Genomic DNA, 13,953 nt, shown 5'->3' with positions numbered 1-13,953 from the left:
GGATTACTCATGTCTGACTATTCATTATCCGTATGCGCTGAAATGGTGTTCCTCGAACTGCCATTCATTGAGCGCGTGGAACGCATTCACGCCATGGGCTTCGGCGTGGAAATCTGGGACTGGACCCAGAAAGACATCGAAGCGCTGGTGAAAACCGGTGCCCGCATTACTTCAATGACCGGCTATATCTCAGGAAACCTGACCGACGACGAAGAGATTGCACAGCTGCTTTCCAGTGCCAGCGAGTCAATTGAGGTTGCCTGTCGTCTTGGCTGTCCGTCACTGAACCTGCACGGAACCGGTTTGAACAATATCGGCCTGCCTGTGAAACCAGTTGAAGTAGTAACCGGTGACATGTGGCTGAAGGCGAAGAAAACGCTGGATGCGCTTGCAAAACTGGGCGAGCAAGCCGGCAAGGTGTTCACTCTGGAGAACCTGAATACGGCCGTTGACCATCCGGGTACGCCTTTCGCCAAAGCAGACGATACGCTTGCGCTGGTTGCCGCAGTGAACAGCCCATACCTGAAGATGAACCTTGATATTTATCACGCGCAGATTGGTGAAGGAAACCTGATTGAGCTGATTCAGAAAAGCGAGAAGTACATTGGTGAAATCCAGGTCGCTGACGTGCCGGGCCGTAAGGAGCCGGGAACGGGCGAGATCAACTACAAAGCCGTTGCCCGGGCGCTGCAGGGCATCAACTACCACGGCGTGGTAGCACTGGAAGGTTGGGCATCAGGTGATTCTGTGGCGGCGCTGGACGCTTTCCGCGAAGCGTTCACCCTGTAATCCCTGCCCCCCCGAGCCTCGCAGGACCTGGTTAGCATCGCTTCGCAGCTCATCGGGAGCGGTGCTTTTTATTTTGAAGGATAGAAATATGAGCGTATCAACGCGTATTCTTGTTGGAGTGAGTCCACTGTCCTGGACCAATGATGTACTGGCAGATCTCGGCGGCGATATCCCGCTAGAAACCTGCCTGGAAGAAGCCGCAGCAGCTGGTTATGAAGGGATTGAGTTGGGGCGTAAATTCCCGGGAACAATTAATACACTCCAGCCGATTCTCTCCAACGCAAAGCTCAAGCTGGCATCCGGCTGGTTTAACGGATTTCTTGCTGAGCATAGCGTCGAGGAAGAGCTTGAAGCTGTTCACAATCACGCATTACTTCTCAAGTCTCTTGGGGCGAAAGTAATGGTTTATGGTGAGTGCGGTGTTATGCCAGGCAATTCTCCTCTGGATGAGCCATTATCGCTGTCTCCAGCTTTAGGGAGCATCAATCTTGAGCAGTATGCGCAGAAGGTAAATAGTCTGGCTGCGTCACTGTTGAAAACTTACGGCTTGCGTCTCGCTTACCATCATCATTTGATGATGATTGTAGAAACTAACGATGAGTTAAAAGCATTCCTGGAAGCGACTGATGATGTAGTGGGTATCGTGCTGGATTGTGGCCATGCGACAACTGCTGGCATAGACATTAGCTGGGTGCTGGAAAACTACGGCAACCGGGTGGCACATATCCATATGAAGGATGTGCGTGGAAATGTATTAAATAATGTGATCAACAATGATTGGAGCTTTAATAATGCTGTCAGAAACGGTCTGTTCACCATTCCTGGAGATGGCATCGTCGATTACACGCCAGTAATTAATTTTCTGAAACAATCAAATTATAGTGGTTGGATAATTATTGAGGCAGAACAAGACCCGGTAAAAGCACCGCCATTAGAGACGGTCAAAAAAGCGCGAGCATGGGTTAAAAATGAGATTGGAATCTGAGTCGCCGTTAAAAATTAGCCATCAGGTTACTATATAGGGTCATCTGGCGCTGATTAAGCGCCTTTTTTAATATGAAATAAACTGGCCATTATGCCTGGTGCTTACTCTAATAAACTAACCCTGGATGATTAGCATCGATCGTTGGATGAAAAAAGGATGGTGCCTGGCGACTGTTAATTACCCAAGCATTTATTAATACAATGCGTTATTTTAAAGCCACCAGAAGGCAGTGAGCATAATTTTTAGCTACCGTTTTCACTTAAAACGCATTTAAGACCCTATCGGACTGCTTTATGCTGAAAGTTAAACCGGAAATACAGGCTGGTGTATTCATCTTTCGTCAGCTTTATTCAGGCTTTCGGTGCAAAAGTTCGTAACCAGATACTCGGCGTACCGCTCCGGTGGACGACCGGTAATGGTTTCCACAGTGTTGCTGACCAGCGGCGATAAAGGGGCGCAGTGGTAACTTCCGATTTCATCTTTGTCATCGGTGTCTGTCTGAGCAGCTATTCAACATAGCTGTCAGGCGTAAGGTCTGGCACATCAGCCGCACAACCCCAGACCGAAGCAAAGTGAACAGCAATCTGATCGAGGGTCAGCCTCTCCGGGTACGGTTAGCGGGAATATACGCCCTCCGAACGCTTGAGCGAGCAGCAGTGCGGCTATATCCTCAGGTGTAATCGTCGCGATCGATATTCCCCGGAGGCAGACCATAATGTCTGCATCTCGCTCATATGGGACATCCATAATCAAATCTCCTGACACTATGAAGATTGAACATGACAATGTCCTCATGGAACAAAAGCCGTATCATGGGCCAGAAGCGGACATGGGTTATTTAATTACTGCACTGCTCATAAAATAATTCCCGCAACAGAATATATTCAATCCTTATGGACATCCTGACTGCAAAGGCGATTACGGCACACATCCAGAATTTCATCAGCCAGTGCTGAGTTATCAGGGCAGGCACGAGATAGAACCAGGGCACCAACAAGATGTGCAATATTATCAATCAGGTCAGCGCGCGTTACATTTTCATTCCCCAACACTGCGAGCTGACGTTCAATCCCGGCCGCAAATGCCGCCTTCATTGACTCAGACTGACGCGCAGTATCGGTGCCTAGTGCCGACATCACACACCCGTTCCCCATATCATCGCGGTGTTGTCGGGAGAGGTAGTATTCAATAAATTTTTCCCGGCTCACACCAACCGTACTTTCTGCCGATCGCGTAAAACCACATCTCATGGCCTCCGACATCAGGTCAGCCTTGGAACTAAAGTGTTTGTAGAACCCGCCGTGTGTTAATCCCGCCGCAGCCATCAGTTCCGCGACGCCCACGCCATCGTAACCGCGCTCACGAAAAAGTTCTGAGGCCGTTTCAACAATGCGTGTCCGGTTTTCCCGAACCTGCTCTTTCGACACTTTCATGGTTTCCTGCCCCTCTTAAAAATTGAGTTTAAGTATACATTGATGATGACCATAATCAAACGGGTTGACTTTATTGATTATGATCATCATCATTATATTGACACTACAACCCACCATTAACGGGCGAATAAGCATGACGAATCAGACATTATTTCAACCCTATGAACTTGGCTCACTAACACTGGCCAACCACATCGTGATGGCACCGCTGACACGTAATCGGGCCGGAGCGGGGCTGGTACCGGGCGAACTGGCGGCGACCTACTACGCCCAGCGTGCCACAGCAGGATTGCTGATCACTGAAGCGACACAGATCTCCGCACAGGCGCAGGGCTATCAGGATACGCCGGGGATCTACACACAGGCTCAGATCGATGGCTGGCGTAAGTGACTGACGCGGTGCATGCCAAAGGTGGGCGCATATTTGTACAGTTATGGCACGTAGGACGAATTTCGCATGTCGATTTACAGCCGGGTGGGGCTGCACCGGTCGCGCCGTCTGCGATGCCCGCCGGGACGAAAACCTTTGTGAATAACGGATTTGCTGACGTTTCCGAGCCACGTGCGCTGGAGTTGCAGGAAATACAGGGGATTATTGACGATTTCAGAAAGGCATCGGCCAATGCCATTGCCGCCGGATTTGACGGTGTAGAGATTCACGGCGCGAATGGTTATCTACTGGAACAGTTCCTTAAAGACGGCGCCAATCAGCGAACCGATGAGTACGGTGGCTCTATCGAGAACCGTGCGCGCCTGCTGCTGGAAGTTACAGCGGCTGTTAAAGATGAGATCGGTGCTGACCGCACCGGCGTGCGCATTTCACCAGTTTCCCATGCTAATGCCATTTCATGCAGTGATCCGCAGCCATTGTATGACTACGTCGCTGATGAACTTAATGCATCAGGCATCGTGTACCTCCATGTAGTTGAAGGTGAGACGGGCGGCCCGCGTGATGTTTCACTGTTTGATTACGACTCCCTGCGCCGGCGTTTTAAAAACACCTATATCGGCAACAATGGCTATGACCTGGAACTGGCGTCCACTCAGCTTGCGCAAGGCAAAGCCGATCTGTTCGCGTTCGGTCGCTTGTTCATCTCCAACCCGGATCTGGTCGAAAGGCTGAAGACGGGCGCGCCTCTGGCCTCACTCAATCCTGAAACCCTTTATGGCGGTGGCGCAGCGGGATATACCGATTACCCGTCGCTGACTGAGGCCAGCAAGTAAAGCCCTACATACATCGCACATTGCAGATTCTTTTTACACATTAATAAAGAAGATCAACTTATGACTAAAGCTTCAGTTCTCATCACAGGCGCATCCACGGGTATTGGTGCTGTTTACGCAGAACGGTTTGCCAGCCGGGGCCACGACCTGGTGCTGGTCGCGCGCGACAAAACGAAGTTAGAAACACTGGCCGCGCGTCTGCGACAGGAAAATGGCATTTCTGTCGACGTTCTGCCTGCCGACCTCACGCAAAGGCGTGATTTAGCCGCGGTCGAATCCCGTCTGCGTGAAGACACACGGATTGGCACCCTTATCAATAACGCGGGTATCGCGCAGTCTGGCAGTTTTACAGAGCAGACGCCTGATTCGATAGAAAGCCTTATCGCGCTTAACGTCACCGCCCTGACCAGACTGGCCAGTGCCGTGGTGCCACGCTTTGTGCAAACGGGCGAAGGATCGATCGTCAATATCAGTTCCATCGTCGGACTCGCCCCGGAATTTGCCATGACGGTTTACGGAGCAACCAAAGCCTTTGTGCTTTTCCTGTCTCAGGGAATGAATGTCGAGCTGTCATCTAAAGGCATTTATATCCAGGCGGTGCTTCCTGCCGGCACTTATACGGAAATCTGGGACCGCGCAGGTATCGACATCAGTAACTCGGCAAATTTCATGGAAGTGGGCGAGTTAGTGGATGCCGCATTGGTGGGCTTTGACCGCCGTGAACTCGTCACCATCCCGCCTTTACGTAATGCTGCCCACTGGGACACCCTTGATGCTTCGCGTCAGGCGCTGCTTACAGACATCAAACAGGATGAAGCCGCTGAACGTTATAAAACACGGTAATCAATGAGGTGCACTGTGCAGAACGGTCTTCCGGCTGTTCTGCGCAGCGGTAAATCCGACATAAATCTCTTACAGCCTGTCGTCTCATCCGCGATGAGAAACCTCAAACACATCATTAAGGTCTTATTCAGCATGATAAAAAAACGTGTTGCACTGGTTACCGGTGCGTCCTCGGGTATCGGCGAAGCGACTGCCCGTAAACTTTTAGCCGCTGGATTTACTGTATATGGCACAAGCCGGCGTGGTTCACAGGCGGGAAAACAATCGTTTCCGTTACTTACGCTGGATGTGACCGACGACGCCTCTGTCGGGGCCGCCATTGAGGAGTTACTGGGTCTGGAAGGGCGTATCGATGTTCTGGTGAACAATGCGGGCTTTGGGGTCGCTCCGGCGGCGGCGGAAGAAAGTTCTGTTGATCAGGCCAGGCACATTTTCGACACCAACTTTCTGGGCATCGTCAGGTTGAGCCGGGCAGTAATCCCTCATATGCGCCGTCAGGGCAGCGGGCGCATTATCAATATTGGTTCGATACTCGGCATCGTTCCGTTGCCGTATGTGGCACTTTATGCGGCCAGTAAGCATGCGGTCGAAGGGTATTCGGGTGCACTGGATCATGAACTGCGCACGCAGGGCATCAGAGTTTCTGTCATCGAACCGGCTTACATGAAAACACAGTTTGAAGCCAATAATATCGAGCCGGACGCCAGGCTTCAGGAGTATGACCAGATTCGGGCTAAGCTGACGAAAGTAGTGAACAAGGCAATGGCTGAGGCGGAAAGTCCAGAGGTGGTGGCTGACGTGGTGGTTAAAGCCGCACAGACTTCACGTCCAAAGATTCGCTATACGGCAGGAAAGCTGGCTGGTCAGTTGAATTTTATTCTCAGGTTCGCCCCTGCGTCATTCCTGGATAAGGTGGTGCGCAAAAGTCTTCAGCTTGATGCAAAACAATAAATGAAGAATAAGACGATGAAAGCATTTACGTTTAAACGCTACGGTAAATCCCCTGAGCTGGGATTTGAAAACATCGATTATCCAGCCCCTGCTGCTGATGAAATCCTGGTTAAAGTTTACGCCGTGGGTCTGAACCCGATTGATAACTTGATCCCAACCGGAATATTCAAGCCGGTTTTGCATTTCAAGCTCCCCGCCACATTGGGTAGCGACTTAGCTGGGGTTGTGATCGCAGCGGGGAGTCGCGTGACGCGTTTCAAGCCAGGCGACGAAATTTTCGCCAGCATTTTCGACACGGGAACGGGTTCTCTTGCTGAATTTGCTTTAGTGACTGAAAGCGCTGCGGCCATGAAACCCGTAAACCTGGATTTCGTCCAGGCGGCTTCGCTCCCGATGGTGAGCCTCACATCCTGGCAGGCGCTGACAGATCGAGCCGGGTTGCAGCCAGGCCAGAAGGTTTTCATCCCGGCAGGTTCCGGGGGGATTGGCAGTTTTGCTATCCAGCTGGCCAGACAATTTGGTGCAAAGGTGGGAACGACTACCAGTACAGACAATGTCGAATGGGTAAGTCATCTTGGCGCAGATGAAGTCGTTGATTATAAAAAACAAGATTTTGAAAAACAGTTGAGTGGCTACGATGTGGTTCTCGGCACTATCAGAGGCGACTCAATTGAAAAGTCTGCCCAAATTCTCAGGCCGGGCGGAAAGATTGTTTCTCTTGTCGGCCCGTTAGATACTGCGTTCGCCCGGACTCGGGGACTAAACTTTCTCCTGCGTTTTGTGTTCGGGCTGATGAGCCGCAGGATTTTGCGTCTTACCAGAAAGCGAGGCCTGACCTATTCATTTCTTTTTGTCCGGCCTGATGGCGATCAGCTTACTCAAATCTGTAAACTCGTAGAAACTGAACAAATCAAGCCTGTGATCGACAAGGTATTTACTTTCGCGGAAACAAAAGAAGCTCTTGCCTACCTTGGGCAGGGACATGCGAAAGGCAAAGTCGTCGTTAAGATACCGAGTGACAGCAACTGAGGTCTGCATCTGCTTAAGGAAAATCGCCAGAGTCTCTTGCTTCGGACAAGAAGCGCAGCATGTGCGCATTTCTCTCACAGCGTACCTTGCCACGCGCGCACATAGGTTCTGTGTCAGGGGCATCAAAAACGTGGCGCAGGGGCTGCTTTTGCTGGATGCGAATAGTGCGACGCGCAAGTCCATTCTGTGCCAGAAGCGGACATTGGTCAGTCGGCATTGAAGTAAATACCCCACATTGCCCAGCCCTCTGTCCGGGCTGGCAGTCGTGAATCATCGAGCACTTTAAAAACAGCGTCATCAAAGTCCATGGATCGCTGAAGGTCATTTGTACCAATCGTGATATACGTCAGCATTTGATTACAACCTCTCGCCGTTTGTCTGAACAGATATTATACCGTTCACAGCAGCAATGAAGATTTACCTGATGCGCTAATTTCCGTTTCAAATCATCGCACCGGCTATCAAAAGCACCATATCAATGGCTGCCGCTGGCATGCCTCTGTTAATCAATAAGCAACTTCGCTGACGGTTACGCTCTCCGCAGTGGAACAACGACCAAAGCCCGCTTCTAGATCAAAACAAACGTAACCGCTGGCACATTCTCCAGGCAGAAAAGCCCGCTGTGTGAACACAGCTATTCAGCCACATTTTTCCCTTTCCCAAACCTGAAAATATCCGCACCGAGGCGTCTTTTTAACATTCTGATACGTCTGTTCGATGGGAAAAATCACAGGAAATTTAAAAAACCGCCGGACTCTGCCGATAACCTCAGATATCGAAACTCTGTCCGCAGGAAAAACATTCATGTCACCATCCGACACCCATAGTAAGCAGCAGGAAATTAGCGAAATCACGGCGCGTGCTGGCTCCATCCTGCGGCAGCTTCGCGACAGTCTGCAACAGCTAGGGCTTGATAAAACCATTGCAGATGTGGCGGGAAGTATCCCCAATGCCCGTGAAAGACTGGGTTATGTGGTCACTATGACCCGTGAAGCCGCAGAGGGCGTCATCAACAGCGTGGAGATCACGCAGCCTCTGCAAACCGAACTGGGCGAAAAAGCGGAGAAGCTCACTCAACGCTGGGATGCCACTTCCGGGAATCCGTCGGACAAAGAACAGGATCAGGCATTAGCTGCTGATACTGTTGCCTTACTGGATGAGGTCCCCCGCATCACGGGTCTGACACAACAGCAGTTGCACGCGATTATGATGTCACAGGGCTTCCAGGATCTTACCGGACAGATAGTCCAGGCGATGATGGCCGTGCTGAATCAGGCTGAGCAGCAGCTGATACAGGTCATCCGTGATAACACTGGTTCACATGGCACGACCGAGCGCGCAGCGCCGTCTAAACCCGCTTCCTCATCAGAAACCCCTGCCAGCCAGGATGATGTAGACGACCTGCTGGCCAGTCTGGGAATGTAAGCAGATATAAAAAAGCAAGGCTGAGAACGCATGATTGAGAAGAGGAAGGTCGGCGGCAAGTCAATCTGACTGAAAGCCAAAAATCCTCTTCATGCTCAACACCCGCTTATCTGCCATAAAACCGGCAACAGTTTTCACCCGGAATGACCTTATGCCTGAGCGGCTTTATAACGTTTTTCCAGCTTGTTCAGAAATTTAAAGAGTACCTGATTCATTTCGCTGTAATCATGCGCCCGAAGTTTTTCCGGCGTGTCAACGAAGCGGTATTCTGCAGCACGGCTCAGATCTTTGTCAGGATGCGCGATCAGCAGCTCAACAACATCCGGCGTCAGTTCCATATGGCACTGGAACCCAAACACATGGTCGTAATATGAAACGATCTGGCGCGGGCAGCCTTCGCTGAAAGCAATCATTTTTGCTTCCGGAGTAAGACCCGGCATGCCGTTATGCCAGTGGCGACATCAAGCGATTTCGTAAAATGAGAGAACAACGCATCCCTTCTGCCCTCTTCAGTCAGGGTAATCGGAAATTTGCTAATCTCTTTTTCCGGGCTATGGGCGAACGGCGCATCGAGCGCTTCACCGGTCAACTGTGATCCCAGGCAGATACCAATCACAGCCTTACCGGTTTTAACAGCGGAGGCAATCAGCGCCTGCTCACCTTTTGAATCGAAGTGCGGGCACGCTTCAGATGTTGTGGCTGGATCTTGTGGACCGCCCATAATGATTAGAAAATCGATGCCCTGAGCGTTGGCTGACAACGCATCACCTGCGTATCAGTGTGAGTAAGTCACATCATGACCCTGATTTCTCGCCCATGTTTCTTATGCCCTGGTGCTTCGAAACGTTCATGTAAGTAAAGTGTACCCGCATTAAGACAGGCTCCTGTTATACCTGGGATAATCTGGCGATAAACATTCTCTATCCCGTGAACTCGCACGCCGGATGATTCCGATTTAAGTATCATAGTGGCAGGGTCTGAATCTGAAATGCCAGGTAGTATAGATAAAGCGCCGGGACATGAAGACTTTACTGGCTGGTCTGGCACGGCTATAAGCTATCAACGTGGATAAATCGATCCTCCCCAACATCATCTTGAGTGGCAATAACGCTATGCCGTCAGGAGGTCATGCTGGTTGAAACGGAAAACAACCGATGGGTTATCCCCCTTCAGCGTGCATTGTGGCTGCCTCCTCTGCAGATCCATAGTTACAATTTGCTGTCTCATACCGATCTGAGGGCTGTCTGTTTTAGTTGCAGCCTTTTCGCAGAATGCACCAATTTTACGAAGAGTGAACCGGTACACGTCATTACGGCGCTGCCCCTGGTGAAAGAACTGATAACAGGTCTGTTCAGTGAGAACGACAACAGACCGAGTCAGCGCAATATGGCCCTGTTGCTTCTGGAAATACTCAGCGAAACTCAACCATTAACTGCAGTACTTCCAATGCCAAATGATGAGCGATTATTCTCTGCTGTCAGGGAACTACTGGTTAACCAACGCTGAGAAGCATCGATGAGTTTTCTCGCTTTTATAGCGGCGATGTCAGAGCGTACCTTTTCGCGATTGTTTATTAAAGGTACGGGCTGTAGTTTCAACACCTGAAAGCAAAGAGCAATGATTTACGTTTCGCTGGATCAACTCGCGAATGGCATTCCAATCAAAAAGGCCGCTTATGAGCCTGGCATTTCATGTCCGGCGTCCTATAGCGCTGCTTTCCGTTCCATTCTGAGTTCAACACCGCGTGATTTTTTTCCTTAATCTGTGAATCAATTTCCGCCTTTCAATTAAAACAGACGCAGGTAAAAGACAATCTGTTTACGCTGAAAATGCACTTCGGTTAAAACAGGGGCGTTCCTGAACGGCTCTCGCTTCACTGACGCTGAAGAGACGCACGCTGGCGCTTTATTTGAATATCCTGATACGTCTGACAGAAGGAAATTACGCCGGGCTTCGCGACAGTCTGCAACACACGGGGCTTGATAAAACCCTTACTGATGTAGCCGGATGTACGTGAACGCCCGTGTAAGGCTGGGTAATATGATCGCTATAACCCGTGAAGCAGCAGCGTCATCAACAGCGTGGAGATCATGCAGCCCCCGCCACCGGGAATCTGCGCTGGGGGAACGGGTTGTTCTGTCTGTGAGCAAACCTATTATTCAAGGTCTGCTTTGTGCCAGTAGGAGGTGTAAACAAACAGGATTGTTTTGAGCGGTCATAGAAGGTCACCGTATTACATTTTTATGTGGTGACGGAATGACCCGCCTGAGTCCGATGGAATCATTGCTGCCTCACAGGGATTCTGCTTTTTTAACAGTTATTTTATTCATTCAGGCCAGCGAGTATCTGCAGGTAAAGTGCGTGCTGTTCCGCAGGAACCGGAGTGATGAACTCTCTCAGCCATGTTCTGGCTACAAAAATTTTATTGAGGCGCTCGTCGTGGCAGTTATCTGTTGCCATGTGTCCCAGTTCAATCAAAAGGGAATTAATATTTATCTCTTTTTCAGCGAGGGCCAGACGTAGTGCGGCCTCGCTAATAATTGTCTGCCCTTTATCTTCATCTCGTAGTGGCATAGTCTCATCCTCAGGTTAAATTCATTAATACATTTCTAATCCACATGCCACACAAAATATCATTTTACTAAACATTCAGAGATTGATTGAAGTTGAGGATTCCACCATATTACCTGTCCTGTATTTGCAGCTAATCTGTTTAGCTAATTTATTTCTTCAGGACTATTGCTGCAGGCCTGCCTGTGACAGTTTATCGGCATAATCGCACCATGCTTTAAGATAAAACCGGCGTTTTTTAATTTTTACAATAAAATATTTATACGTTCTTAAAAAGCAAAATTATCACGGTAAAAGTGTGATTGAAGCCTTCACAGGTTTAATCTCATTCTGCTATAGATAACGGGTAGCCCAATACAAGGTTTATGATATTTATCTATATTTATCATAAGCTTGTGAGGTTTACTTTGGATGCATACTGTGGATAAGCATGATGAATGCAAACGTGCGCATTTCTCTACACGCACTTATTTACATTTCCTTTCATGCACAGGTAAAGATGCTTATTAATTGTCTTTCCGCTAAAACAAGGTTGATACCAAACCATAACCGCAATGACAATCAATCCAGGTAGTGTCAAGCACTAACCGAAGCGGGATGACTCATTAAATCCTTCCTGAAAACATCTTTTTAAATGCATTCAAAAAAGGTGTAAACAAAGCATCTTTTTTACCGATACCGTATTGAAGCCTGAGGTTATTTCAGGAGCAGGGTATTATTTAACACTGGGATTATTAAAATGAATATTATAAAAAAAGTTACGGATTTAAAAATAGGGGGCAAACTGGCGCTGGGATTCACACTGGTCATCCTGGCCTCTGTTATCATAGCGGCGCTCGCGTTTCGCTGTTTTTTAAGTATTCAGGAAAACTCAGCCAAGCGGGATGTTACCGTTCAGATGCTGGACACGCTGGCAAAAGCCAGGCTTAACCGCACGCTTTTTCAGTACACCCGGGATAAAAAGTTTATCGAGATTAACGGCGAGGCGATGAATCAGCTGTTTGCTTTACGAACCAGTCTCGATAAGTACTCGTGGTCAGCCGAAGGAAGTGAGAGGCTTTCTCTCCTGGGCGTGGTTCTGACGCAGTATCAGGAAAAACGTCGGGCCTTTCTTGAGAGCAGTGACAGGGCTGCACTCGCGTTTAGTCAGATAAACACGATGGATCTGGCCTCACTGGCTGAAAAACTGGCTTCCAGTCAGGCTTCTGTCCCCGCCGGGATTGCTGCGCCCCTGCTTTCTCTCAGTTTCAAAACAGAGCAGGCAGCGTTTTATATCCAGGCCTTTATCAGAAAGCCAGAGTCTGTCGCGCTGGATAAATTCACTGGGATCAGGGACACGATTGCTCCGCTTGTTAACCAGCTCAAAGGCGATTCTGACAATGCGCTCGCTGAAATACTGGCGGAAGTGGACCAGAAAACTTTATCGGGTTCCGCCCTGTTAAATAATTATCTCCTTTCGGTGCGGGCAGAAAGCCTGGCTTCAGAGGAAATGACCGCAGCGGCAGGCAAACTGAATAGCGCCATCACAGGACTCGCGTTCTTTCAGTCAGAGATGGCTCAGAAGTATATCCACACCGCAATCTGGCAGATTGGTTTGGCTACCCTCGCCTGTATTATTCTCAGCCTGATTATTGCCTGGCGAATGACGCGGAGCATCACCATCCCGCTGAGAGAAACGCTGTCGTCTGCAAAACGTATTGCTGAAGGTGATCTGACGTCAGAAATAACCAGCTCCCGCACTGATGAGCTTGGCGAGCTGATGACTGCCGTGGGCACCATGAACCAGAGCCTGTGTAACATCATCTCGCGGGTCAGGGACGGCGTGAATAACGTTGCCCGCGCCTCCTCTGAAATTGCGGCCGGTAACACCGATTTGTCGTCACGTACCGAACAGCAGTCGGCTGCAGTGGTCGAGACGGCTGCCAGCATGGAAGAACTGACATCCACGGTTAAGCAAAATGCGGAGAACGCGCATCACGCCAGCCAGCTGGCTACCGACGCGTCACACAATGCCAGCCGCGGCGGGAATATCATCAGCGACGTGATTAGCACCATGGGGGGAATAAGTCAGAGTTCAGGCAAGATTGGGGAAATCATCTCCGTTATTAACGGCATCGCTTTCCAGACGAACATTCTTGCGCTAAACGCCGCAGTCGAGGCGGCCCGGGCTGGCGAGCAGGGGCGCGGATTCGCTGTGGTTGCCGGTGAAGTCCGCAACCTTGCGCAGCGCAGTTCGCTTGCTGCAAAAGAAATTGAGACGCTGATAAGTGAGTCTCTAAGCCGGGTAAGTAACGGTACCGAGCTGGTTAACCGTGCTGGCAATACGATGGAGGATATCGTCAGGTCTGTATCGCAGGTCAGGGACATCATGGGTGAAATTGCCGCTGCGTCGGACGAACAGAACCGCGGGATCACGCAGATTGCGCAGGCCATGACGGAAATGGATACAACTACTCAGCAGAACGCTGCGCTGGTTGAAGAGTCATCCGCAGCGGCCAGCAGCCTCGAAGAGCAGGCGCTCGAGCTTGAGAGAACCGTTGCCGTGTTCCGTGTGCCTTCTTCCGGATTGCTGACGCCGAAGGTTCAGGCGGTCACGCCTGTGTTAAAACCTCAGTCGTCCTTCAGGACATCAGAAACCAACTGGGAAACTTTCTGATATCCATCCGGCAGCCAGAGGTGGGTTTAACCTCATCTGGCTGTTTC

Annotated in this window: 9 protein-coding genes and 3 pseudogenes; 9 read left to right on the top strand and 3 right to left on the bottom strand. The window is 50.0% G+C overall.

What is annotated here, in order from left to right:
• The first annotated feature begins 9 nt into the window (after positions 1-9).
• A complete protein-coding gene (locus K6R05_RS19315) occupies positions 10-789 on the top strand; it encodes a TIM barrel protein (protein ID WP_222925546.1) in 780 nt (259 codons plus the stop codon).
• A gap of 88 nt (positions 790-877) precedes the next feature.
• Entirely contained in the window at positions 878-1,774 is an 897-nt protein-coding gene (gene iolE / locus K6R05_RS19310) for a myo-inosose-2 dehydratase (RefSeq protein ID WP_222925545.1), read from the top strand.
• An 884-nt stretch (positions 1,775-2,658) separates the two neighbouring features.
• Here the strand turns inward: iolE and K6R05_RS19305 are convergent.
• Positions 2,659-3,207, bottom strand: coding sequence for a TetR/AcrR family transcriptional regulator (locus tag K6R05_RS19305; protein ID WP_222925544.1), 549 nt, complete (start codon positions 3,205-3,207; stop codon positions 2,659-2,661).
• Between the two features lie 133 nt (positions 3,208-3,340).
• Here K6R05_RS19305 and K6R05_RS19300 point away from each other — a divergent pair.
• The 5 genes and pseudogenes from K6R05_RS19300 to K6R05_RS19280 all read left to right on the top strand — a co-directional run bounded on the left by K6R05_RS19300 (position 3,341) and on the right by K6R05_RS19280 (position 8,679).
• Positions 3,341-4,431: pseudogene (locus tag K6R05_RS19300) on the top strand (alkene reductase).
• A 60-nt stretch (positions 4,432-4,491) separates the two neighbouring features.
• Positions 4,492-5,274 (top strand): SDR family NAD(P)-dependent oxidoreductase, encoded by a 783-nt coding sequence (locus K6R05_RS19295; RefSeq protein ID WP_222925543.1) that lies wholly within the window; start codon positions 4,492-4,494, stop codon positions 5,272-5,274.
• Positions 5,275-5,406: 132 nt separating this feature from the next.
• A complete protein-coding gene (locus K6R05_RS19290; protein ID WP_222925646.1) occupies positions 5,407-6,225 on the top strand; it encodes an oxidoreductase in 819 nt (272 codons plus the stop codon).
• A complete protein-coding gene (locus K6R05_RS19285; RefSeq protein ID WP_222925542.1) occupies positions 6,226-7,254 on the top strand; it encodes an NADP-dependent oxidoreductase in 1,029 nt (342 codons plus the stop codon).
• Positions 7,255-8,058: 804 nt separating this feature from the next.
• Positions 8,059-8,679 (top strand): protein phosphatase CheZ, encoded by a 621-nt coding sequence (locus K6R05_RS19280; protein WP_161736721.1) that lies wholly within the window; start codon positions 8,059-8,061, stop codon positions 8,677-8,679.
• A 149-nt stretch (positions 8,680-8,828) separates the two neighbouring features.
• Here the strand turns inward: K6R05_RS19280 and K6R05_RS19275 are convergent.
• Positions 8,829-9,551, bottom strand: a pseudogene (locus K6R05_RS19275) (glutamine amidotransferase-related protein).
• A gap of 116 nt (positions 9,552-9,667) precedes the next feature.
• On the opposite strand from K6R05_RS19275, the pseudogene K6R05_RS22200 reads away from it, so the two are divergent.
• Positions 9,668-10,440: pseudogene (locus K6R05_RS22200) on the top strand (AraC family transcriptional regulator).
• A 561-nt stretch (positions 10,441-11,001) separates the two neighbouring features.
• Here K6R05_RS22200 and K6R05_RS19265 read toward each other — a convergent pair.
• The gene (locus K6R05_RS19265; protein WP_222925541.1) at positions 11,002-11,253 is read right to left on the bottom strand and encodes a hypothetical protein; all 252 of its coding nucleotides are present in this window, start codon (positions 11,251-11,253) and stop codon (positions 11,002-11,004) included.
• 736 nt (positions 11,254-11,989) lie between these two features.
• Here K6R05_RS19265 and K6R05_RS19260 point away from each other — a divergent pair.
• Positions 11,990-13,906 (top strand): methyl-accepting chemotaxis protein, encoded by a 1,917-nt coding sequence (locus K6R05_RS19260; RefSeq protein ID WP_222925540.1) that lies wholly within the window; start codon positions 11,990-11,992, stop codon positions 13,904-13,906.
• Positions 13,907-13,953 lie beyond the last annotated feature (47 nt).

The organism is Pantoea alfalfae (assembly GCF_019880205.1).
GTDB classification, from domain to species: domain Bacteria; phylum Pseudomonadota; class Gammaproteobacteria; order Enterobacterales; family Enterobacteriaceae; genus Pantoea; species Pantoea alfalfae.
This window is presented reverse-complemented; position numbering and strand designations above follow the sequence as displayed.

Bases quoted from the DNA above. Each gene is read 5' to 3' on its own strand.
- K6R05_RS19315 (WP_222925546.1), top strand. From the start codon at position 10: ATGTCTGACTATTCATTATCCGTATGCGCTGAAATGGTGTTCCTCGAA.
- iolE (WP_222925545.1), top strand. From the start codon at position 878: ATGAGCGTATCAACGCGTATTCTTGTTGGAGTGAGTCCACTGTCCTGG.
- K6R05_RS19305 (WP_222925544.1), bottom strand. From the start codon at position 3,207: ATGAAAGTGTCGAAAGAGCAGGTTCGGGAAAACCGGACACGCATTGTT.
- K6R05_RS19295 (WP_222925543.1), top strand. From the start codon at position 4,492: ATGACTAAAGCTTCAGTTCTCATCACAGGCGCATCCACGGGTATTGGT.
- K6R05_RS19290 (WP_222925646.1), top strand. From the start codon at position 5,407: ATGATAAAAAAACGTGTTGCACTGGTTACCGGTGCGTCCTCGGGTATC.
- K6R05_RS19285 (WP_222925542.1), top strand. From the start codon at position 6,226: ATGAAGAATAAGACGATGAAAGCATTTACGTTTAAACGCTACGGTAAA.
- K6R05_RS19280 (WP_161736721.1), top strand. From the start codon at position 8,059: ATGTCACCATCCGACACCCATAGTAAGCAGCAGGAAATTAGCGAAATC.
- K6R05_RS19265 (WP_222925541.1), bottom strand. From the start codon at position 11,253: ATGCCACTACGAGATGAAGATAAAGGGCAGACAATTATTAGCGAGGCC.
- K6R05_RS19260 (WP_222925540.1), top strand. From the start codon at position 11,990: ATGAATATTATAAAAAAAGTTACGGATTTAAAAATAGGGGGCAAACTG.